The sequence below is a fragment of the Psychrobacter sp. BF1 genome, from assembly GCF_019279065.1.
GTDB classification, from domain to species: Bacteria; Pseudomonadota; Gammaproteobacteria; order Pseudomonadales; family Moraxellaceae; genus Psychrobacter; species Psychrobacter urativorans.
In genome coordinates this window covers 369,102-392,364 of record NZ_JAGYWV010000002.1, presented here as the reverse complement: position 1 = coordinate 392,364, position 23,263 = coordinate 369,102, and the positions used below count along the sequence as shown (strand labels likewise).

The window sequence follows — 23,263 nt, the reverse complement described above, 5'->3', positions numbered from 1 at the left end:
CTACTAATAGTTAATTGTTGCTTAGCAAGGCTAGGCCTTTGTTCTACTTGTCTGTGCTTAGCTGACAAGGTCTTGATACTCAGGGTGCTTATCGATATATGAGGCCACAAATGAGCATTGTGGAAGCACTTTTTTATCATTATCACGGGCATAATTTAGCGCATGCTTCACTAAAGCAGATCCTACGCCTTTACCGCCTAATGACTGTGGCACGATAGTATGATCATAGATTAAAGTATCATCGCGCTGCTGATAACTTATATAACCAACTTGCCCCTCTACTACAGTTTCAAAACGCTTGGCCTGCTCGTTATGAGTAATAGCTATGGGGTCTGTAGAGGCTTGGTTCATAAAAACTCCTGTAATTATCATTAGGATTTATTTTTCGCTACTAGTCTAAATAGTACAAGTTTATAGCTTATTGGTTAAAAGCCTATTAGTCAAAAACCTAGTAATAAAAAGCATAGCAGTTAAAGCTATTATTAAATTTACTTAGCTGAGTTACTAGTAGCTTAACGTGTCTTAAAGTAATAGCAGATAGCTAAATAGTTACTAAGTGTCCATGTTGCGAGCATAAAATAAGGCTTGGCGTACTACTTGCGGCAGATATCTCTTAAAGCCTGTGACTGGGTCAGAAATTCGCTGCTGTTTTCCCATCACTTTATCAGTAGCCGCATCCGCTAGCGTTTGTGCTTGATTATAAGCGGCTAGTTCATCAACACTAGGCTTACTAAAGTGATAAATGCGCTTTAGGACTTGTTTAAACTGACTGCCAAAATTACCAGTATTGTAAGACAGATTATAATCACGGCAGATAGCTTGCACTTGGGGCACTATACTAGCGTAACGATTGGCGGGCATATCTGGGAAGATGTGATGCTCAATCTGATGTGATAGATTACCGGATAAAATATGAAATAATTTACTACCCTCTATATTACTTGATCCTAGAATCTGCCTAACATACCAGTCGCCTTTACTCTCATTTTCAGCAAGATGAGTATAGATATGGGCCTGATCCGTGAAATGACCACAGAATATAATGGCCCAAGTCCATAAGTTACGCACTATGTTAGCAGTAGCATTGCCTGTTAGCGTACTAAGCGCACTGCGACTACCCAAAGCTAAGCCTACAGTAGCTGGCAATACTAGATAGTCTTTAGCTACTTGCCGAGCTATTTTAGCCCACAGAGCGCGTGATTTCTGCTGTAATATTTGCTGCTTATCTGCAGCGTCTGCGTATTCATCAACACTAATTTGAATGTCATGGAAGGCCACTGCCCACTCAAACCCTAAAGCTAGAATCAAAGTTTTTAGTGGGTTGTAGCGATCTTCTGGTGTCCACAGCTGTTCCGCAGTTACTCGAATCAAGTGATAGCCAACGTCGTGATCACGGCCCACTATGTTAGTAAAAGTATGATGTAAGTAGTTATGCGAGTGCTGCCATAAAGGAGCAGGGCAGACAATATCCCAGTCGAATTTTTGACTGTTTAGATGCGGATGCTGCATCCAATCATACTGACCGTGCATAACATTATGGCCAAGCTCCATATTATTTAAGATTTTGCTAAAGCTAAGCATCGAAGTACCTAACAGCCATACCGCCAGTTGAGCACGTTTGGTTGCTAGACGTCCTGCGATTGCAAGTAGAGCACGTGCTGCGATTTCACTACACACTACGGTTGCGTAAACTCGCTGAATATAGCGCGTGTCACTGACACCTAAAGAGTCCATAACTTGGTTGTAAAGAGTATTTAACTCTACTGCTAAGGCTTCGGTTTGCGCTTTTGATAATGGCGTTTGTGTAACAGTAGGATAAAGCGAGCTTTTAGCCAACTTTGCTTGGTCTTCTGCTACATTGAAATCTTTTTTGACAACATTATTGCTGCGAACACCCTGCTCTTTATGACTGCTAGCTAATGGGTCAGTCAACACAGGAACAGCAGAATGTGCGGTGGATATAGGCGGTAATAGACGCATTAGCAATCCTCAGCCAAAACTGCTAATGGTTAGCAGTGACAGCAGCAGTAGAGTAAATCAGATGTCCTTCAGCATATAATACAGCTTGGCTTTAGTCTGTTTGAATCTAGTATAACTTGCTGTATTTTTGGTTAGTTTTTCTAATTTCTCAGTAGTAATTATACAATTGAGCTAATCAATAACAGCGGTCAAAATGGCATGCTTTTATGCTAGCCAATACCTGTTTTACTCAATAAAAGCACGGATTGAGAATAATGCTAGCGACTTACTAAGGTTTACAGGTCTAGTACCACATCACTCATCGCCACGCTAAGGCAGGTTTGAATTGAGTCATAACCGTCACCACTTAGTTTGCCTGTTTGGATATTTTTGACTACTCCGCTGACCTTATTACAGCGACACAGTTGGCAAATACCTTGCCGGCAGCCATAATTTAAACGAATACCTGCTTGTTCTGCCGCCAGTAACAAAGTGCTGTCACTGCTAAATTGCTGCTGTCGGCTGCGTAAATACACCGTATGGGTTTGGATATCAGACTGCTTACCCATAGCCTCCACTGCTTGTGGCGCTAAGTCGGTACCGAAGCGTTCTATAATTAGATTGTCACGCAATGAGTGCCTTGGCTCCAGCTTACTCTTTGCGACTGACTGTAAATCCCCTAATAAATTTAAATCCTCTGATAGCTTTAAGCCTGCGTCTATTTCGTCTACTGCCTTATACAAACCCGCTAGCAAAGATGGGGCACCACAAGCAAATATTTGGGTTGCAAGTAAGGGTAAGTTTAGAGCCAATAAGCTATTAGCTTGTAGATGACGGCTATCCCCTAAATAACTAGCTGGGTCTTCAGTATTGATTAGATAATAATTAAAACTAGCATGCTCGGCAGCTAATAGCTGCCAATAGCTCTCTAGTACTGAACCACGATTATAATGTACTAAGGTCACTGGGCGCTGATGCTGCAGTGCTTGTTTGATTAGCCCTAGCATTGGAGTAATACCGCTACCACCAGCTATAAGTAGCAGCGGTGTTTGGCTATTAAAAGTTAGCTTTGCAAGCATCGGTTGGTCATCAGATAGGCGAGCCTGACTGCTTAAAGTAGTCTGCTGTAGAGTGAAGTTGCCACTAGGTACGCTACTAGGAAATATAGTACCAATGGCAGCGTGTCGGGTCAGATAATCTGACACTAAGCCTTGTGGTTTAAGAGCAATAGTAACCGTATGGCGCTGGCGTCCAAGGTTCTTGATAGCAGACTTAGAATGACCAAGTTCAGACCACCATAAAGTCTGTTGCGGTAGACCTACTAACGAATAGCTACGTTGATGATAGATACCATCGATAACCACAGTCAAATTGATATATTGGCCCCCCTGCCAACCGCCATAGCTATCAAAAGCTCGTTGCTTAAAAGCACGATTGACCTCGAACTGTAAGGCTATCAATTCTTCACTAAGCTGATGCCTAGCCACTAAACGCAACTTAGGCACAGTCAATGACCAAAACGGCTGCAAGCGTGAGCCGATAAAATCGACAAAGGCACTTTGGATAATTTCAGGACGATAGCCGGAGGCCATAGATATACTACCTTTTTGTGATGACATAATGATAACTAGACAATTAAAGTAAGCTTTTATCATTAGTTATTGATAACTGATATAACTAACCACTTCTTAAAAACTACTGCATAAAAATCAATGCATAAAAGCTACCTTTGATTATAGCGGTTAAAGAGGGGTTTTCTGGTAAGCTAATATAGTAACCATTAATAGTAAAGGGCATTGATTAATAGTGCGTGAGCTTTGCTGCTATTTTATGCTACATCTGAGGGTATTGTTTAGCGATATAGGCAAAAGTATAGCAAGCATAATAGCTTGTCAATATCGATAATAAACTTTTAACTAGCTGCTAATAATTTTAAATAGCTCGTAATAACAAGGTATTGGGGAAAAATCACCAGCTTTTTAGTAAAAAGCCAGTAAACCTGCCGGAAAACTAGCTGTCAGCTTGCAGCCTATGCGCCACAATGCGATAATGAAGGACAACTTGTAATCCTAATTTTGAGGGGCAGCCAACGCAGTCGCCTTGTTTTTAACAATGCGTTCGCTAATCCTTTCTATGCAGTCCATCGGAGTGTTAATGGCTCAATATATTTACACGATGAACAACGTGTCAAAACTTGTTCCGCCTAAGCGTGAGATTTTAAAAAACATCAACCTATCATTTTTCCCTGGTGCCAAAATTGGGGTCTTAGGTATTAATGGTTCAGGTAAATCAACTTTGCTACGCATTATGGCTGGCGTAGATACCGAGTTTAGCGGTGAAGCACGTGCGCAAACGGGCACCAAAATTGGCTATTTACCACAAGAACCGCAGTTAGATGACAGCAAAGATGTCCGTGGTAATGTCGAAGATGGTATGCGTGAACCTCTAGATGCGCTAGCACGTTTAGATGCTATCTATGCCGAGTATGCTGAACCTGATGCTGACTTTGATAAGCTTGCTGAAGAACAAGGCAAGATGGAAGATATCATTCAGTCTTGGGATGCCCATAACTTAAATAACCAATTAGAAAAAGCCGCCGACGCTCTACGTCTGCCACCATGGGATGCCGACGTTAGCAAACTGTCTGGTGGTGAGAAACGTCGTGTAGCGTTATGTCGTTTGCTATTGTCACGCCCTGATATGCTACTCCTAGATGAACCAACTAACCATTTAGACGCTGAATCAGTCGCATGGCTTGAGCAGTTCTTGCAGAATTATAGCGGTACTATCGTCGCTATTACCCATGACCGTTATTTCTTAGATAACGTTGCCCAGTGGATATTGGAGCTGGATCGTGGCCATGGCTATCCGTATGAAGGTAACTATACTGAGTGGCTAGAGCAAAAGAACACTCGTTTAGAGCAGCAGAATAAGCAAGAAGAGTCATTTGCTAAAGCGCTGAAAAAAGAGCTTGAGTGGATTCGTAAGAATCAAAAGGGCCAACAAGCTAAGTCTAAATCTCGGGTACAACGTTTTGAGGAATTAAACTCACAAGAGTTTCAAAAGCGTAATGAGACCTCTGAGATTTATATTCCACCAGGTCCACGTTTAGGTAATAAAGTCATCGAAGTGAACAATATCTCCAAATCATTTGGCGACCGTTTGCTTTATAAAGACTTGAGCTTTAACGTGCCAGCGGGTGCTATCGTCGGTATCATCGGTCCTAATGGTGCCGGTAAAACCACGCTATTCAACATGATTACTGATCGCGATAAGCCAGATACGGGTTCTGTCGATTTAGGTGAAAGTGTTAGCGTCGCTTATGTCGGTCAGGTTCGTGATAACCTAGACGATACTAAAACGGTTTGGGAAGAAATCTCTGACGGTTTAGATATCATTACGGTTGGCGATTACACAACGCCAAGTCGTGCTTATATCGGCCGCTTTAACTTTAAAGGGTCAGATCAGCAGAAGCATGTTGGTCAGTTATCTGGTGGTGAGCGTAACCGTCTACAGTTAGCGAAAACCTTGAAGCAAGGCGCGAACGTTTTATTACTTGATGAGCCCTCTAACGATTTGGATATCGAGACTTTACGTGCGCTTGAGGATGCTATTCAAGTGTTCCCAGGTACGGTCATGGTAGTATCGCATGATCGCTGGTTCCTTGACCGTATTGCTACGCATATTCTAGCCTTTGAAGATGAAGCGCCAATTTGGTTCGATGGTAACTACTCTGAATTTGAGACTTATCGTAAAAAGACTATGGGCGATGATGCAGGTCCTAAGCGTGCAAAATATAAGAAAATTACTAACTAAATGAGTAAATTTTCAGCCTTATAGCATTATATTATGATAAAAAAAGACCACTAATTCATTAGTGGTCTTTTTTTTGAGTGGCGAATAATCAAAATAATCAGTTTAAATATCTATTACTTCACAAGCCATGTTCTCAAGCTTTGATAGCTTGTGGCGTAGATTCTGTTGTAGTAGCTCTAGCTTATCTTCGGACAATTTGCCTTCGATAAACACTTGGATGCAGCTGTCGTCAGCTGTTTTATAGCCAACTTTAATCTCATCAATAAACAAAACATGATCGTAGCCATTAGTATTGTCGCTAGCATTACTACTACTAGCACTGAATTCTTCATGAGCACAAGTTCTATGATCAAGAGGGGGTATCAGTAACTGATGATAAAGGTAGCTATTAGCGGATTGATTAGTGCATTGCTCAATAACGGCTGAATAATATTTTGTCTGATCGTTAATATAAGCTATACCTTGTGATGATTCAGCTGTGTTATCTGACTTTAGATACTGGTCTAGCTGCTTATATTTCCAAAGATTTAAGCTATTGCCATCTTGCCGTCTGACATAGAAACGTTGCCAGTTGCGATGACGTTGAGTAACGTTTTTCCAAATCAAAGTAGTAAGATTCAGCACCCACATATCAATATTATCAAGGAGTGGGGCCATGTCATCGATCAATAACTGTCCACCAGTGATGATGATTCGGTTATCTTGTAGTCTGGCATGATGATGATTAATCCAGCCCATACTATTACGAGTGGCGACTTGCTGAATCGTAAAATCATGAATATTTAGGCGATAGACAGGAGTGTGATTATAGAGGCGATTATCCGTATAACCTAATGAGCCGATGATGATGATATGCTGCTTATCTGCAGTACCAACTAAAGTAGCCGTATGAAAGTCAGTCGCTGGAAACACAGTTTTTGGATAGCTATAAACCTTAATCATCCCATCGGTATTTATAACGCTAACCTCATTATAAATACAAAAATCTGCATCATAGTAATCTTCATATTCACCAGCAATTAGAATAATACGTCCATCTGGCAGTAGGGTTCGGCTTTCGCCCATACGCCCTTGAGACCAGAAAGGTAAGGTTTCAAAGCTGTTATTGCTCACATCATTATCGATGATAATTTTTCTAATACTGTGAGCATTAAGGTCATGCTTAATAACCCATTGATAAAAAGGGTTGGTAAAATCGGTTGGGTTTTGTTTACCATAAATACGATGTTTAAACTTTTGGTAGCTCAGCAAAAACTTTTGGGCTTGCTGAGTATCAAGGTTTGCTAACTCATTATAGATAGCTTGCTGCTTGAGGTGTCTAGGCAGCTGGGGCACGGAGTGAGGTGGGGTGCGATAAGGCGACTTGGGATTGATATAAGGGAATACTATAAATTTAGAACATCGTAAATTAATAGCCACTACATTAATTAGGCTATGAAAATAAAGAAGTTGAGTGATGTTAGATAAAGAGAAAGGGCGGTTTACTTGATAAAATTCTAGAGTCATATATAGCTGTCGTAGCATGACGACAGGCAAGGGGTCAGATGAGTTTTGAGTACCAGCATACAGATTAGTATTACTTTATGCTGATCATTAATAGTAACAGAAATTTTTGCCAAAAAAAAGAACTTCATAAAGAAGCCCTTTTTTATAATTATGGTGACTAGCTCGCTTCAACGGCTAGCGCTTACGGCCAAACTTACGCTGTTTTTTATTGCTAATAGCCGTGATAGCATGGGCGATTTCTTCTTCATCTAGGCTCGCCACTTGTTGCAAGATCTGCATCATATCCGTGCTAAGCACATACTTGGCATGATGAGCGATATTATTGATGCGCTCATCAAAAGTTAGAACGCCAGTCTCACTATCGGTTTGGATATAGTCCAAACGACTTAGCGCATTGACGAAGCTGGTAAACAGCGAGCGATCAAAGAAGTCAGGAATATCGTCGGCATAGAGTACTGATAGACGCTGACCGAGTAGATGGCATAGATCAACGACCTCTTCTGCGGTCAAGTTACCTGAGCCTTGTTGCGCTAGTAAGGCAAGGGTCATAAAGTAACGCTCAAGGCTGTGTTCGACTGGTGTTGCCAATACAGTCAGCTGTTGATAGCTACTGCTATTGGCTTCAGGAATACCGAGTATGCCATCACCCAACTCAACGATTAAGTCATGCGCAATTAGATTGTCTATCTTATCATTGAGCGTATCTTTGAGTCCGTGAGCGGAGTAATGCAAGAACAACTCGCTTTGCAGGAATGGATATAGCTGCGCTACGATATCATCGAGACGATGACGTTTGATACGACCATTACGAGCCACTAATGCTGCTAAGAACGACTGTAAAATAAACACATGCAATATATTATTGCGGAAGTAGCTAAGGAGCGCTGCTTGGCGATCAACGACCTGAATAATGTCCCCTAAGATATGTGGTATACGCTCAATAAGCTTGAGCTTGATACCATAATCAACAATCTGTTGCGGACTCATGTCAGTGATAATAGTATCTTCATCATAAGGCTGCTGGCGAGCAATACTCTGATATAGAGCAATCTGCTCGCGACAAATACTTTCATCTAGCGCCGCTTTTGGCGCTGATAATACTACTAATGACAACAGCGATATTGGATTGACTACCGCCGCTTTATTGATGTGCTGCATGATCTTGACGCCGATATTATCGACCATAGCCGTAGCTTTGGCATCCAGTGGCGTATCAGTACGATCAGCGGGTAAGCTTTCAGCAGGAACATCAAATTTCTGCATGAAGTCAGTTAAGTGTAATGGTGTACCAAAGCTTAAATGCACATTACCAAAGACCCGTTCAATCTTACGGGTGACTTTGAGTAGCCCTATCAACGACTCTGACTCTTTAGGCTTACCCTTGAGCTCACCAATATAAGTACCGCCTTCCATAATACGTTCATAACCAATATAAGTAGGAATAAAGACTACGGGCTTATTGGTCTTGCGTAATTGGCTATGTACCGTCATCGCTAGCATGCCCATCTTCGGCGGCAACAAGCGGCCTGTGCGCGAACGTCCGCCTTCTATAAAGTATTCAATCGGCGTATTACGAGTGATTAAAGTATGCATATATTCACGCAATACTGCAGTATATAGTGCATTACCACGGAAGCTACGACGGATAAAGAAAGCCACTGCACCGCGTAATAACGGTCCTAATACAGGCACGTCTAGATTGTCGCCCGCCGCCACATAAGGAATACTCAGTCCACGCTTATAAATAACATAAGACAACAGCAGATAATCGACGTGGCTGCGATGACAAGGCACATAGATGATCTCATAATCCGCTGCCAGCTCACGCACTCGCTCAAAATGGTGTACTTCTACGCCATCATAGAGCTGAGTCCATAACCAAGTCAAAAACCGATCAAAGACTCGAATAATAGGATAAGAGTAATCGTTGACCATCTCATTAGCATAGCTTTTGGCTAAGATATGCGCTTCACGCACACTAGTGCCCGTCTGTTTGAATTCGGTCTCTATCGCATGTTTGATAGCTGGGGAGTAGATGAGCTTGTCGACTAGATTACGTTTGTCAGATAAGTCGGGTCCCAGCATACTAGCGCGCTGCTTATCGAGATAGACATTCAACTGCTGCTGGATAGTATGGGCCACCTCACGATTGGCATCAGCAGCAGCTACTAAAGAATTCATCGGTGAAGGTTGTAGTATCTCGCTACTAATCTGAGCATTTGACCGATCACTATCAGCTGTTTTTGGCAGTAGATCTTCTTGATCAACATCATCGTTATGCAAGTTGGCGCTTAACTCATCAGTAACGCTAGTCGCTACAGAGTTGTCCTCTTCTTCCTCGCACAAATTATGATAAACGACGGTACGCAGATCTTGTGAAGGATGGAACTGTACAAAAGTATCCCGGCCCATCACCCCGATGTTAAAGAGCTGCTTAGTGATGCTAGGATCTTGCCAGTTATCAGTCATCAGCAATTTGAACAGCGAGTCCTCTTTTTCAGGCGCACGCCCCCATAAAATAGACACTGGCACTAAGCGAATCTGTAACTGTGGGTATTGAAGAGCAGCAGAAATCAAGCGCATTAAACGCGGTGAAACTTGATCCTGTTTAGCCTTTGGATGATGCAAAAATATGATAGCCGCACTCTCATCTATTTGATGGACACTATCTTTTACCCCAACTAAAGCTGGCGGCAGCTTATGCTCTTGGGTTTGTAAATCGATGAGAATACTGTTGGAACGGGAATAATCTTGCAGCACATAAAAGGTGAGGGTTTGATCCTCAGCGGCGAACTCAGGTAACTCACCTAGCAGTTTGGGTTTGACTGCTACATCCAGTATTTGTCCAGATAGCTTACGATAGAGCTGATTGATAGGGGTTTTGGCAGCAGGCTTAACTAGCACTCTTTGACTGTCCAAATTGCCATCAGCACGGCTATCAACGCCGCCAACATCATCACTACCGTCAGCAGTATTGGTTGAAGACGACTTAGCAGCGCGATCTGTTAAAAACTTGTTTTTTAAAAAACTGGGTATCATAATCAGCAGTCAAACTTTGTTAAATGTAATGCGCTTATGATGCCACAAAAGTCGTTAAAGCGATATATGGTGTCGGTATCTACTAGTATTATTATTTGTAGATGCCAAAAGCTTAACTACACGTTGAGTAAATCCAAGTTATCGCAAAGGTGGAGCTACTACTTTACCTGTCGGCTATCTTTGCTTACTATATAAGCTAGCTGGATTATTTTAGTCTAAGCCTGTTGCTATTACTCTTTAAGTGAGCCGTTATGACCCCTGCTATCGAGCTGGCAAAAAAGCTCAATATCGACTACCAACTTCATGATTATAGTCATGATAGCCAAGCTACCTCTTATGGCTTAGAAGCTGCTGAGAAATTAGGCGTGGCTGCTGAGCAAGTATATAAAACCTTAGTAGTACAGACCGAAACCAATAAGCTAGCCGTAGCGATTGTGCCAGTCAATAGCACAGTCAGTCTTAAAAAGATGGCTAAAGCTATCGGCTGCAAAAAAGTACAAATGGCTGATCCTAAGCAAGTCGAGCGCAGTACTGGTTATGTGCTCGGTGGGGTCAGCCCACTCGGTCAAAAAAAGCGTCTAGTAACCGTTATAGAATACTTAGCACAACAACAGCCAACCATCTATGTCAGTGCTGGTCGTCGGGGTTTAGAGCTCGAATTAACCGCACAGCAGTTAGCGGAGACTTTAGATGCGCGCTTTGTAGACATTGCAGATATTACCGATAAATAGCCACTTCATCTTAAACTTACTCCAAGGATAGAACTATGCCTCATTTAACCATTCAGGCGACGCCGAACGTCAGCATTCCTCATGAAGAGTCTTTACTTAAAGCTCTTAACCAAGCGCTTTGGGATAGTGGACATTTTGGCAAGGCCACAGACATTAAGGCCCGAGTCCTACCGGTGAAGACTTTTTTGGTTGGCGTGGAGGATGATGAGCAACAGCAAGGTTTTATTTACGCCCACCTAAAGCTGATGGCAGGACGTGATGATAAGACTCGCAATCAGTTAGCGCAGCTATTAGTAGCAACTTTAGAGCAAAAGCTAGCACCAGAACAATCAGGTCGTGCCAGCCTACAGATATGTGTCGAAGTAGAAGATATTAGCCCTATTTATCATAAGAAAGTTATGGGTAGCTAAGGGAGCAAGCTACACCTATTTACATAGCGACTCACTAGCATATTTCGGTAGCAGAATAACCTCAACAGTATAACCTGCTGTTCGGCCTTGAGTAGCCATCAAGTTGCGGGCGATACGTAGTCGATAGTGCCCTGTTGTTGGTAGGCAGCCCTGATAGATGATACCGCCCTTAGTGCCATCTTGCTTACCGTTGGGCATCTGTAATACCCCAACATTGGCAGTCTCAGGGGTACCAGAGAGTGGCGCAATATTAATCAAGGCATACTGCAAGCCGGTAGCATTGAATTGATACCAATGCTCATTTTGATCAGGATTCAGTTTGCCAGTGATAATGGTACTTACTTGGCTTTTGTTAAAATGAATCGGGGTATCGGTCTTATTAGCAGTATTATTGTTAGGGCGGGCTTGTACGCTACTTATGCTCATTAAAGCAATAATAGCAGCAGTAGGGATAAGGGTTTTATTCATGAATAGATTCATAACGGATGCTCATAAAATTCAAGAGTATTAGCTTATATTATATTACTTTGAGAACTGATAGTGGCAAGTTAGGCTGTATCTGTTGATCGTTTTAAGGTGCGTTAGTGTTTATATCGGCAGCTTATAGTAGCTAAAAATTAATAGCTAAAAATAGCCCAAAAAAAAGCGCCCAGTGATTAATCACTGAGCGCTTTTTTTTGATTGCCATCAACTACAGTTAACGGCAACTAGTTTAAGCTAATGTTAGTCTAGGAAAGCAAAGCTTTCGATATCCATCCCAGTCATACTTTCACTTGGCGCAACCATGCTTTCGGCATGACCTGAAGTACGTGGCAAGATTTTATCGAAATAGAATTCTGCGGTTTGGATTTTGGCTTGATAGAATTCTGGTGATTCCGTACCACCGCTTTCTAACTTCTCATAAGCGACAGCCGCCATACGTGCCCAATGGTAGCCCATCATCACATAACCTGAATACATCAAGAAGTCATCAGAGGCCGCTGAAATAATTTCACGATCTTTACGAGCGATCAACATCAAACGCACGGTTAGGGTGTTCCACTCAGCACATAGCTTAGTCAATGCCCAAACGAATTTACGCATGTCTTTATCAAGCGCGTACTCTCCACACCATCTAATGATAGTAGAAGTATAGTCACGGATGATCTTGCCTTTAGACTGTAAAATAACTTTACGGCCTAATAAGTCTAGGGCTTGAATACCAGTTGTGCCTTCGTACATAGTGGCGATACGGGCATCACGAGCGATGAGCTCCATACCCCATTCTTTAATATAGCCATGACCACCGTAGATCTGCTGACCGTGTTTGGCAGCCTCAATTCCTAGCTCAGTTAAGAAGCCTTTTAGTATAGGAGTGTAGAAGCCTAACTTATCATCCCACTTTTCAAACTCAGCATCATCACCATTAGCGATACCTTGAGACATCTTATCAGCATAGCGTGCTGCATGATAAATCATTGAGCGACCGCCTTCGGCAAAGGCTTTTTGAGTCAACAGCATGCGACGTACATCGGCATGATGGATGATAGCATCGGCTACTTTTTCAGGATCTTTAACCCCTGACAAAGTGCGCATAGAGCGACGATCTTTGGCATAAGGTAGGGCATTTTGGAAAGATAGTTCAGTATGTGCTAAGCCTTGGATACCCGTGCCGATACGAGCAGTGTTCATAAAAGTGAACATAGCTTTTAGGCCTTTATTGGGCTCACCAATCAAATAACCAACCGCTTCATCAAAGTTCAATACACAAGTGGCTGATGAGTTAATACCCATTTTGTGCTCGATAGAACCACAGCTCATGCTATTACGCTCGCCAATGTCGCCTTCAGCATTTGGCAAGAATTTTGGTACGATAAATAAGGAGATACCGCGCGTGCCTTCTGGTGCATTAGGTAGACGGGCTAAGACGATATGAATGATGTTTTCAGTTAGATCGTGTTCACCGCTAGAGATAAAGATTTTGGTACCGCTAAGCTTATAGCTACCATCTTCTTGTGGAATCGCTTTTGATTTGACTTGGCCCAAGTCAGTACCGCATTGGGGCTCAGTCAAACACATAGTACCCGCCCAAGAGCCTTCAACCAATTTATGTAGATAGGTTTCTTTTTGCTCATCAGTACCATATTGCATGATGGTATTGATACAACCAGTCGATAGACCAGGATACATCGCCCAAGGCCAGTTCGCCGTACCCATCATTTCAGATTTGATGAGGTTGATTGACATAGGTAGGTTCATACCACCGAACTTCTCAGGGTACGAGATGCCTTGCCAACCGCCGTCTACAAACTGATCATATGCTTCTTTAAAGCCTTTAGGGGTTGTGACAACACCGTTCTCAAAGTGACAACCTTCTGCATCAGCTGGCTGGTACAAAGGTGCTAAGACATTTTCAGCGAAGTCAGCAAAGCCTTGTAAAATCATATCAATAGTTTCAGGATCCGCGTTAGCGCCGTTGTCCAAATCTTTATAATGAGTTTGGTAGTCAAACACATCATTAATTAAGAACTTGATATCACGTAAAGGTGCTTTGTAAGTTAACATAGTCAGTCTCGCTATTTAATGTGCCAAAATTATTAAATTTAGGGCTTATCAGGTGGTTATATCCAAATGTAATAGTAATATAACTATAAAAATATCTATAACTAGCTATATCAGCAGGTTATGAGTTGAGTGATGGGATATACCCATAAGTTATCACTAGAGAGTAGCAGTGATCACGGCTAGGCGTTTAATCTTAGCCGTCTACTATAAATCTTAGGGGAAGGTGCTTTTTGCCATGTGCGATTAGAGGCACAGCAGACTAAAGACTACTGTGAGGCTTAATCTAGTACAACATTGGCGTTATTATAAGCGTTATAGAGTAATAAATATATGATACATAACTAATATTCATATATCATCACATAAGTTATTAAATTAATTTATATGAGACAATTGATATCAGTATAGCTTAGCTGTTAATTAATCAACAATAAGTAATAATTAACTAGGGTTTGTCTAACCCTAGTCAACAGGAACTTCGTTTTATGAGTCCAGCGCCGCGTATATATCAGTTAAAGTATTGGCTTCAACAAGTGTTGATCAGGCTTAGGTTTTTGATAAAAGGTGAGATTGCGCATTTATTTAGCGTTAAAAAAAGTCAAAGACCTTGGCATATGCCGATTGTAGCGGCTATTGCTATCAGCTTTCCGGTATTCGTTGGGGCTTATTTTGGCGATTTGCCTTCAGGTATTAAAGCCTCATTAGGTGCTATGATTATCCTAAACTTACCGTTAGTCGGGTCATTGCCACATCGATTGGTCACTGTGATGGCATGGGGCTTTGGGATGTCGTTAAGTTTTGCGCTAGGAGCAACAGCGCAGCAGTTACCTTGGCTTAGGTTACCCGTATTTACACTGATGGCTTTTGCGGTGATTGCTTTTGGTCGCTACTATCGCCAGCCGCCACCAGCAGGGCTATTCATTATGATGGCTGGCGCTATTGCTTTATTTATACCTATACCTTTGTCAAAAGTGCTGCCAGCCACAGCTCTAGTGATGTTTGGTAGCGTCTTTTCAATCATTATAGCTTTGTTTTATTCATTACTGTTACTAGCGACAAGGCCTAGCCAACCTGCACCTAGCTACAATTATGAGCCAGATACACTGAGTGAAAGTATTATAGTGACCAGTTTTGTTAGTCTGACTTTATTGATCGCAGTGCTGCTGGAGATGTCTAACCCTTATTGGGCAGCAGTGAGCTGCTTTATTATCATTCAAGGGATTCATCTTCGTACTATTTGGATAAAGCAGTTTCACCGCCTGCTCGGTACTTTGATAGGTGTAGGGCTAGCAGGATGGATGTTATCGTGGGGTTTGAGCGGCTGGCAAGTGGCCTGCGCTATACTAGTGATGATGTTGAGTATTGAATCCTTAATCGATCGTCATTATGGGCTGGCGGTTATCTTTATCACCCCTTTAACTATATTTATTGCTGAGTACGGTAGCGGTAATGCGCTGAACGAGCAAATTTATCAGGAAGTTATGCGCGCCCGCTTGCTCGATACAGCACTCGGCTGTCTGTTAGGTCTTACTGGCGGCTTGATGATGCATTCGATTAAGCTGCGCTTACCCTTGCGAAAGCTAGAAAAACGTCTGCTTATGCGTTATGGCTCTAAGCCGTAAATGCCGCTTTTACAGGCTTTATGTCGCCCCTGCTTTTAGGCTGACCGTTGCGCTCTTAACATCGACGGCTTGTCCAGTCCAACGCTCAAAGCTAAGCGCCGCTTGAGCGATAAGCATACCGTAGCCATCAGAAGTCTGCGCGCCACGCTGGGCAAAATGTTGCAAAAACGGTAAGGCTCGTCCATACATTAAATCATAAACATAATGGCAGCTTAAGTCGTCTGCTAATGGCAAAGTATTTCCTGAGAGCCCAATAGAAGTGGCATTAATAATCAAATCAAAAGCTCCAGTTAACTCTTCAGTAGCACAGCTCTTAAGCTTATGACTGTTGATGGTACTACTAGCTGCACTAAGCTCAGAGACTAAGGCCTGCGCTTTACTAACAGTACGATTGGCAATCGTCAGAGTACTGATCCCAGCCTGTATAAGGGGTAGGACTACTCCGCGTGCTGCACCGCCAGCACCAATAATAGCCACGCGTGCACCAGCGAGCGGCCAGCCTAGGCTCTTTATATGATTGACTAAACCTTGACCATCAGTATTATCGCCATATAGCGCCTCATTCTTTAGCAATAAAGTATTTACTGCCCCTGCAACTTTGGCATGTTCAGACAAGCTACCCTGAGTCTGGCAATAATCATAAGCCAGTTGTTTAAAAGGTACCGTAACATTGGCTCCTACACCGCCACCATTAAAAAAAGCCGCAACCACTGCATAAAAGCTTTCAGCATTATCAGGACAGTATTGGCGTTGATAACTGATGTCTAGGCCACTTTGCTTGGCGAATACTTGGTGAATCTCAGGAGATTTGCTATGAGCAATAGGGTTGCCAATGACCATAAAATGTTGCTGAGCTTTGGTAAAAGTTAAAGTTTTATTCATAAGTGCTAGGCTGCCTGTAGTCTGCTATTTATAGGGTTGAGCCTAAGTAGCTAACGCTATAAATAGAGGAGAATAATAAAAACGTAATAAGGATCTTGTTAAAGCAATTTTGTCACCGCAAGCAGTAAAAAGGCAAAGCTAAAAGTGGCTAAAATTTACCCTATAATAGAGTAGAATTAAAGATTTTATAAATCTCAGTCCAACACTTAGTGACTGACACTAATAATAGTAATAGCAAGTTTTAGACAAATACCTAGCTCATAAATACTTAGGTAACAAATATCTCTTAGCGGTGATTGTTATCTGTAACGTAAAGGCTAGTCAATAGCTTGGCAGTTGGGTAAACTATGTTATCAAGTGCGTGACATCTATAACTATTAATACTAGGGCGTGTTGAACATTCGACCACAGCGATGGCGTACTTATTGCAGCAGTTAGCGACATCAACTGCTAATGCATTACTGTTTTTGCTAATACAATTTTGCGATAAACCTAAAAATGTGAGTAAACTGCCCATGTGGAATAAACCTCTACAGACCTTTATGATTGGCATGACTATGGTAGCTAGCCTATCATTAAGCGCCTGCAACAGTGAGAATAAAAGCACTGCAGAAGATGTTGCTGCCACTATTAGTGGTGATGCACCAACATCTGAAAAGGCCGCATCAGATAGCACTGTAGCGCAAAGCGACTTAGATGGTGCAGTTACTGAGCAAGGGATACCAGTCAGTTACGATTTGGCTAGTTGGAATAAGGGCAGTGTAAAACCGATTCAAATCGATGCATTAGACGACATTAACGCCACCTTTGGCAAAGTGGTGAGCAAGGATGAGAATAGCTTAGACTATGCTAGTAATCCTGCGACCAAATATCGCTTTATGACTACCAAATCGCCTTACTTAGATGTCATCGACTCACAAAAATATTTGGAGCTAGGTTGGTATTATGCCAACCCTACTGACTCTGATGAAGAAAAACAGCAAAGTAAATCTCATGCCAAAAAGGCTTATAAAGTAGCGCGCCAGTTGATGGGTGATGAGGGCGGTAAACTGCTAGCAGACATGCTAAATGGTCAAATCATCAAGAATCAGACTATAGGCGGCCAAAAAATAGAGCTGGCTAAATGCGAGTTTTACAGCTGTATGTTAATACTTAATAAAGCTGGTGCCAGCACTTAAGCTTGCTAATCAAATCAAGTCGCTACACCAATGCAAGGGCTAGCAAAGCGGTTAGCGACAGCCTCAACGCCTATGCTAATAATCGCATCAACAGTCGTACTAACCCTTATCCTTTAAGTCATATTATCAATGATATCAGATAAATACAGCTTATGGTCAGCGTTACCATCCCAGCCTAATAATGGACACACAATGCTGACGCCTAATAATCGTGGGTTGGCTTATGGTGATGGTTTTTTTACTACTATGGCAGTGATTGAGGGCACTATATTATGGCTCGACTATCATCAGCAACGACTCATCTCGCACTCCCAAGCCTTACAACTCGATATCGATAGCGACGAATTGTTGCTCGATCTACAGGCGCAAGCTCAACAGCTGCAACAAGGGATGCTCAAGCTTATCATTACTCGTGCTGAGCAAGCGTTACGTGGTTATGGGTTTAGGACTAGTGAGTCGGGCAGTGCCTGTGAGATTTGGCTTAAAGCTACGCCGATAACTGAGGTTATTGCCGAACAGTTAAGTTTGCCTGATGGACGTTCGCTATTGCTACAGCCGATGACGCAAGCTTGCTGTCTAGCCTCACAGCTTGCCTGCTTGCCACCAACTTTAGCAGGCCTCAAAAGCCTAAACCGCCTCGACAATGTGCTGGCAAGTGGTGAGTTACAAAGTATTAACGCTGAGTTAGAATCAGCTTATAAAAGCTATGGCGAGGGTTTGCTACGTGATATGTCGGGCGCTTGGGTTGAGGGGACGATGAGCAATGTGTTTTATCAATTAAATGATACGGTTTATAGCAAATCGACACTCTCTCTAAAAGCAAATACTGTCAATAACTCAGAACCCTTAAACTATCTTACAAAATCTCAATGGTACACACCTTCTATGAGCCAATCCGGCGTTGCTGGGGTGATGCGCCAAGTACTAATAGATTCGTTAGCAGTGACTACTAAACCGGTCATCATTCGTCCTCTAACAGATAACGACTTACCTCAACTGTCACAGCTGTTCTTTTGCAATGCGGTACGTGGAGTTATGCCAGTGTCAGCGCTTACTTTGTTGAGTGGTGAAGTGGTGAGTTTTTAAGTGATTTAGTTGCTGTCTTCTTTATTCAATAAACGATAAAAATGCTGTCTAAAAAATTCTTTCCTGCCGTCGTTTTGCAGATCTTGATAGCGAGCCTGGCTAAGTCTTAGGTATTCAGCTTCTTGTTCAATACCGATAAAGCGTCTGCCTAATACATTACTCGCAATACCTGTCGTTGAAGAACCTGCAAAAGGATCGAGGATTAAGGCGTCTTTTTTAGTAGATGCTAAAATAATCTGAGCTAGTAATGCCAATGGTTTTTGTGTTGGATGTTTACCACATGATTTCTCCCACTTGGCAATAGCTGGCAAGCGCCAAACATCTTTCATTTGCTTATCGTTATTTAAGCGCTTCATCAAATCATAATCGAAGTAATGTGGTACTTTAGGATGCTTTCTTACCCAAATAATAAACTCAGTTGAATGAGTAAAAAAGCGACAGGAAAAATTGGGCGGTGGATTGGTCTTCTCCCACGTTATAACATTGAGTATTTTGAAACCAAGCTCAGGTAATATGCGTCCTAAAGTAAAAATATTATGATGTGTGCCACTCACCCATAAGGTTGCATTATCTGCCATTTTTTCACGTACAGTAGATAGCCATTTATAGGTAAAAGCATAAGCGTCATCGTCGCTAATTAATTTGTCCCACTGACCTTTATTAACTGACTGAATTTTTCCGTTTTTTACTGTCATGCCATCATTGGATAAGAAGTAGGGCGGATCAGCAAACACCATGTCTACATTTTTATCTAACTGAGGAACAACTGTTAAACAGTCGCCTTTAAATAAATTAAAATCCAAACTACTACTTTGAAAAAATGAATAACTTTCCATGTCTATTCCAGCATATCGGCTAAGAAATAAAGAAGTTCGGGTAATTTAAACTCACCCTCTGCGAAACCATACTGCTCGCAATCGTCTGGAATAACAACCGTTTGTTTGGAGAATATTTCATCTTTGCTGATGATGCGAAGCATACTTACTAATTCATCTCTCACTATTAAAGAGTCTTGCGTATCTAAAGAGTCAGCAGATACTGATGATTTAGTGCTGATATTAATAGTGAGGTTTTCAATATTTATCATAGTGAGCCTCCTTGTCTTCAAAATCTAAGAATATTAAAAAGACACTTATTGTGTGTTTTTAATATTAACTAATTATTGAGAATAAAGCAAATGGAAACACCAATTTTAGTCAAATTCGGCAAAAGAATTCGTGAGTTGCGTAAAGCAAGTGATTTAAGTCAAAAGCAGCTGGGTGAGTTAACAGGCTTTCATAAGAATTACGTGGGCATGATAGAGAGAGGCGAGCGCAACCCATCGCTAGAAAACATTGAAGTGTTTGCTAATGCGTTTGAGATGAGCTTGTCAGAATTATTTATATTTGAGGTGGAAAATGAAGATTGAAGAAGCATTCCCGATGCTACCAAGTTTATACAACATTAAATTTGGTATATTGAAAAATCATCCTAACCTGAAAGATCCTATTGACCTGACTAAATTAAAAGGGAATAAAGGGTTTGCAGGTCAGTTTTTAGAAAAGTTATTACTATTGAATCTATCGAATAGTGCGCTTGATTTTGAAAATGGGGAGCTAAAAACAAACAAATCAAAACCCGATGGCAGTCCAATGGAAACTATGGCTATTACCCAAATCGGTACACAGTTTGATGATTTATTTTATAACGAGAAGACATTCCATGAGACACATCTTTACCGTAAAATTGAAAGCATTCTATACGTACCAGCAGTAAAGGGCGCAAACGAGGAAGATTGGTACTTTTTACCAGCGCATTATCTTGATTTAAAAGATAACGCTGCGTTAAAAAAGATACTTGATAATGATTTTGAGACGATAAAATCCAAAGTACATGCAATGATGGATGATCCTAACGATGGCATGTTACATACGGCAAATGGTCAATATATGCAAATTAGAACAAAAGATAGTAAGCCTTATAGCTCTATTTATTCTAATAAACTCAAACGCTATGTATCAAATAAAGGTTTTGCATTCTATTTTAAAAAAGAATTTATGCAGGCTATTCAGGACGGTGTCTTACCAAGTCAAAAGATAATTTAATAGTTTCTAATAAGAAGCTCATTAACCTTTCCACGCTTTGAACCTTTAGAATTAATGCTACGACTAGCCTGAACTCTCTCTATTTTGTAGTCTGAATATAGAGTGTCGAAAAATGAATTTTCATTATCAAGTTTAGTCGTATCAGAATTACTCAGCAGCCACTGATAACCTTTTTCATCTAATAAGTCACAGAAAGACTTTAGCCTTTCTTGATCTTCGTCATTGAAGCTGTCCTTAGAATAGGATGTGAAGCTAGAAGATTCACTCAAAGGTTTGTAAGGTGGATCAAAATAGAAGAAAGCAGGTAAATTGCTCTTATTTGATTGCTCTAAATAGCTAAGTGTATCTTCGTAACTTTGATTATATATTTTTACATTATCTAATACTTTTGAAGCTTGTAAAATTGTATCCTCAAAAACGAAGTTTGGCTTCTTGTAGCTCCCAATAGGAACATTAAATCCATCCTTACTGTTTACTCGGTATAAGCCATTAAAGCCCGCTCTGTTTAAAAATATGAATAGACCAGCATGCGTGATGTCATCAGCTTCTCGTGTATTAAAAGCTTCGCGTTTGGCATAGTAATAAGGTTGCTTAGCTTCCTTGTCTTCAAGTTCATCATATTCTGCTTGAATTACTTTTAGATATGCTAATAATTCATGGGGATGAGACTTGATAACTTTATAAAGATTAACTAAGTCAGTGTTTATGTCGTTTAGGATAATTGCAGAGGGTGGATGTTCACTATCTAAAAGATGCAGCGCGAATGCAGCACTCCCGCTAAAAGGTTCAATATAAATATATGGCATACCATTTTTTATGTATTCAGGTAAACGCTGAGTGATTTCTGGTATTAACTGGCTTTTACCGCCTACCCATTTTACGAATGGTTTTGCCATTACTAACAACCTTCTTTATATAGATTATATTGCAAAATTTAAGCGCAAAATTATAACATTTCTAATCCTTATTTTATAAGACTAAGTAAATAATATTGAAAAGTAAGCATTTCAGTGCTAAATTCTAGCCAAACTTCTGCCCTGTGAGTTGCCATGAGTAAGCCAACACCTGATACATCTGATAATCAAGCTAACGACATCCCGTCAAACAATCCAGACCTTAGTGTTACTGAGCTTACTGATATTGAGTCCACTAGCGTTGACTCTAATAGCATTAAGCCAACTAATGCAGCGCTAGACTCAGAACCGACAGCGGTTAAAGACGAGCGTGTGGCTTCGATGCCAGCACCAGTGACTGATGTATCGTTAATTAGTGGCGCTAGTCCACCTCGGCGCTATAAAAAAGACAACCCGTCGTTCTTTATGCAGCGTGGTTACCAGATATTGCTAGTATTAGGACTTATTGCAGCCTTCTTATTAGTAATGGTTTATCAAACCTTGTTTGGCCGTATAAGCCAACCTGAGAAAAAAGTATCTATTGAAAAAGGCGATACTTATTATGGTCTGCTATCGCAGTGGCAAGAGCAGATTCCGCTGTTTTCGGTCACTATTGCTAAGCTATATATCAAGTCACAAATCGATGCACCCCTTCATGCTGGTATTTATCCATTGCCTGAGAACCCTACTATCACTGAAGCGCTGCAAATATTAGGGCAAGGCGCGAAAGTAGCCATGGTAAAAGTACAGATTATCGAAGGTAAGACTTCAAAGGATTTGTATAAGAGCTTGCGAGATAATGACGGTATCACCAAAGAAGTTTTAACTGCTGACGCCGATAATGCTAGTATTGCCAAAGCCTTAGAGCTGACGGGTATATTGCCGGATTCAGTGACTAATAGCAGCGATCCTATTGTCCGTTATAACCTCGAAGGTTGGTTTACTCCTGACACTTATTATTATGCTGAGGGCGCAACTGACAAGCAAGTACTCACCGATCTATATAAACGTCAGCAACAAGCATTGACTACCGCATGGGAAAATCGGGCGCCAAACTTGCCTTATAATAGTCCTTATGAAGCGCTAGTAATGGCCTCTATCATCGAAAAAGAGACTAGCGTTGCTAGTGAGCGTCCTTTAGTTTCAGCAGTGTTTAATAACCGCTTAAACCAAGGTATGCGTATGCAGACCGACCCTACTATTATTTATGGTATGGGTAGCCGTTACCAAGGTAATATTCGTAGAGCTGATATTAACGAAAAGACCTCTTATAATACTTATCAGATTGATGGACTGCCGCCAACGCCGATTGCCTTGCCATCAGCTGCTTCTATAGAAGCCACTTTGCACCCTGCCGATAGCGAAGCTTTATACTTTGTAGCTACTGGTAATGGTGGCCATAAATTTACTAGTAGCTTGGCTGAGCATAACAAAGCGGTAAAAGAGTACCTGCAAGTGATGCGTCAGAAAAAATCACAAACCGCACCTACTCAGCTTAGTGAGTGATAGTTTA

The 23,263-nt window shown here is 41.4% G+C and carries 20 protein-coding genes; 9 read left to right on the top strand and 11 right to left on the bottom strand.

Translation table 11 applies throughout. The features are described from left to right. Positions 1-57: 57 nt before the first annotated feature. The 3 genes from KZA12_RS04555 to KZA12_RS04545 all read right to left on the bottom strand — a co-directional run bounded on the left by KZA12_RS04555 (position 58) and on the right by KZA12_RS04545 (position 3,578). Positions 58-351, bottom strand: a complete 294-nt coding sequence (locus KZA12_RS04555; RefSeq protein WP_218689377.1) for a GNAT family N-acetyltransferase — start codon at positions 349-351, stop codon at positions 58-60. A gap of 201 nt (positions 352-552) precedes the next feature. Continuing rightward, a complete protein-coding gene (locus KZA12_RS04550) occupies positions 553-1,980 on the bottom strand; it encodes an acyl-CoA desaturase (RefSeq protein WP_218689376.1) in 1,428 nt (475 codons plus the stop codon). Between the two features lie 275 nt (positions 1,981-2,255). Further along, complete coding sequence (locus KZA12_RS04545; RefSeq protein WP_256932823.1) at positions 2,256-3,578, bottom strand: flavin reductase family protein; 1,323 nt, start codon at positions 3,576-3,578, stop codon at positions 2,256-2,258. A 535-nt stretch (positions 3,579-4,113) separates the two neighbouring features. On the opposite strand from KZA12_RS04545, the gene ettA reads away from it, so the two are divergent. Further along, positions 4,114-5,775 (top strand): energy-dependent translational throttle protein EttA, encoded by a 1,662-nt coding sequence (ettA, locus tag KZA12_RS04540; RefSeq protein WP_201621618.1) that lies wholly within the window; start codon positions 4,114-4,116, stop codon positions 5,773-5,775. A 102-nt stretch (positions 5,776-5,877) separates the two neighbouring features. On the opposite strand, the gene KZA12_RS04535 is transcribed toward ettA, so the two are convergent. Next, the gene (locus KZA12_RS04535) at positions 5,878-7,281 is read right to left on the bottom strand and encodes a hypothetical protein (protein WP_218689375.1); all 1,404 of its coding nucleotides are present in this window, start codon (positions 7,279-7,281) and stop codon (positions 5,878-5,880) included. A 174-nt stretch (positions 7,282-7,455) separates the two neighbouring features. Beyond that, positions 7,456-10,320 (bottom strand): glycerol-3-phosphate 1-O-acyltransferase PlsB, encoded by a 2,865-nt coding sequence (plsB, locus tag KZA12_RS04530; protein WP_218689374.1) that lies wholly within the window; start codon positions 10,318-10,320, stop codon positions 7,456-7,458. A gap of 251 nt (positions 10,321-10,571) precedes the next feature. Between plsB and ybaK the strand changes: the two genes are divergently transcribed. Both ybaK and KZA12_RS04520 read left to right on the top strand, forming a co-directional pair. After that, positions 10,572-11,051: a Cys-tRNA(Pro) deacylase gene (gene ybaK, locus KZA12_RS04525; RefSeq protein ID WP_218689373.1), complete on the top strand. Its 480-nt coding sequence runs from the start codon at positions 10,572-10,574 to the stop codon at positions 11,049-11,051. Between the two features lie 35 nt (positions 11,052-11,086). Continuing rightward, on the top strand, positions 11,087-11,461 hold the full coding sequence (locus KZA12_RS04520) for a 5-carboxymethyl-2-hydroxymuconate Delta-isomerase (protein ID WP_218689372.1): 375 nt from the start codon (positions 11,087-11,089) through the stop codon (positions 11,459-11,461). 15 nt (positions 11,462-11,476) lie between these two features. Here KZA12_RS04520 and KZA12_RS04515 read toward each other — a convergent pair whose 3' ends face one another. After that, entirely contained in the window at positions 11,477-11,941 is a 465-nt protein-coding gene (locus KZA12_RS04515; RefSeq protein WP_218689371.1) for a hypothetical protein, read from the bottom strand. Between the two features lie 243 nt (positions 11,942-12,184). After that, positions 12,185-14,005, bottom strand: coding sequence for an acyl-CoA dehydrogenase C-terminal domain-containing protein (locus tag KZA12_RS04510; RefSeq protein ID WP_201621624.1), 1,821 nt, complete (start codon positions 14,003-14,005; stop codon positions 12,185-12,187). 485 nt (positions 14,006-14,490) lie between these two features. Between KZA12_RS04510 and KZA12_RS04505 the strand changes: the two genes are divergently transcribed. Then, positions 14,491-15,627 (top strand): FUSC family protein, encoded by a 1,137-nt coding sequence (locus tag KZA12_RS04505; RefSeq protein WP_218689370.1) that lies wholly within the window; start codon positions 14,491-14,493, stop codon positions 15,625-15,627. An 18-nt stretch (positions 15,628-15,645) separates the two neighbouring features. Here KZA12_RS04505 and aroE read toward each other — a convergent pair whose 3' ends face one another. Next, positions 15,646-16,509, bottom strand: a complete 864-nt coding sequence (gene aroE / locus KZA12_RS04500; RefSeq protein ID WP_218689369.1) for a shikimate dehydrogenase — start codon at positions 16,507-16,509, stop codon at positions 15,646-15,648. Positions 16,510-17,024: 515 nt separating this feature from the next. Between aroE and KZA12_RS04495 the strand changes: the two genes are divergently transcribed. Together KZA12_RS04495 and KZA12_RS04490 are read left to right on the top strand one after the other, a co-directional pair. Then, positions 17,025-17,687 carry a hypothetical protein gene (locus KZA12_RS04495; RefSeq protein WP_201621627.1) on the top strand — a complete coding sequence of 221 codons (663 nt, stop codon included), beginning with the start codon at positions 17,025-17,027 and terminating at the stop codon, positions 17,685-17,687. A gap of 192 nt (positions 17,688-17,879) precedes the next feature. Then, the gene (locus tag KZA12_RS04490; protein WP_256932822.1) at positions 17,880-18,773 is read left to right on the top strand and encodes an aminotransferase class IV; all 894 of its coding nucleotides are present in this window, start codon (positions 17,880-17,882) and stop codon (positions 18,771-18,773) included. 5 nt (positions 18,774-18,778) lie between these two features. Here KZA12_RS04490 and KZA12_RS04485 read toward each other — a convergent pair whose 3' ends face one another. Together KZA12_RS04485 and KZA12_RS04480 are read right to left on the bottom strand one after the other, a co-directional pair. Then, positions 18,779-19,609, bottom strand: coding sequence for a site-specific DNA-methyltransferase (locus KZA12_RS04485; RefSeq protein WP_218689367.1), 831 nt, complete (start codon positions 19,607-19,609; stop codon positions 18,779-18,781). A 2-nt stretch (positions 19,610-19,611) separates the two neighbouring features. Beyond that, a complete protein-coding gene (locus KZA12_RS04480) occupies positions 19,612-19,860 on the bottom strand; it encodes a hypothetical protein (RefSeq protein WP_218689366.1) in 249 nt (82 codons plus the stop codon). A 90-nt stretch (positions 19,861-19,950) separates the two neighbouring features. On the opposite strand from KZA12_RS04480, the gene KZA12_RS04475 reads away from it, so the two are divergent. Together KZA12_RS04475 and KZA12_RS04470 are read left to right on the top strand one after the other, a co-directional pair. Beyond that, positions 19,951-20,181: a helix-turn-helix domain-containing protein gene (locus KZA12_RS04475; protein ID WP_218689365.1), complete on the top strand. Its 231-nt coding sequence runs from the start codon at positions 19,951-19,953 to the stop codon at positions 20,179-20,181. Next, positions 20,171-20,857, top strand: a complete 687-nt coding sequence (locus KZA12_RS04470) for a hypothetical protein (protein WP_218689364.1) — start codon at positions 20,171-20,173, stop codon at positions 20,855-20,857. Before KZA12_RS04475 ends, KZA12_RS04470 begins: the two co-directional genes overlap by 11 nt. On the opposite strand, the gene KZA12_RS04465 is transcribed toward KZA12_RS04470, so the two are convergent. Continuing rightward, positions 20,854-21,753 carry a DNA adenine methylase gene (locus KZA12_RS04465; protein WP_218689363.1) on the bottom strand — a complete coding sequence of 300 codons (900 nt, stop codon included), beginning with the start codon at positions 21,751-21,753 and terminating at the stop codon, positions 20,854-20,856. The two genes, KZA12_RS04470 and KZA12_RS04465, sit on opposite strands and share 4 nt — an antisense overlap. 153 nt (positions 21,754-21,906) lie before the next feature. On the opposite strand from KZA12_RS04465, the gene mltG reads away from it, so the two are divergent. Further along, positions 21,907-23,256 (top strand): endolytic transglycosylase MltG, encoded by a 1,350-nt coding sequence (gene mltG, locus KZA12_RS04460; protein ID WP_218689362.1) that lies wholly within the window; start codon positions 21,907-21,909, stop codon positions 23,254-23,256. Positions 23,257-23,263 lie beyond the last annotated feature (7 nt).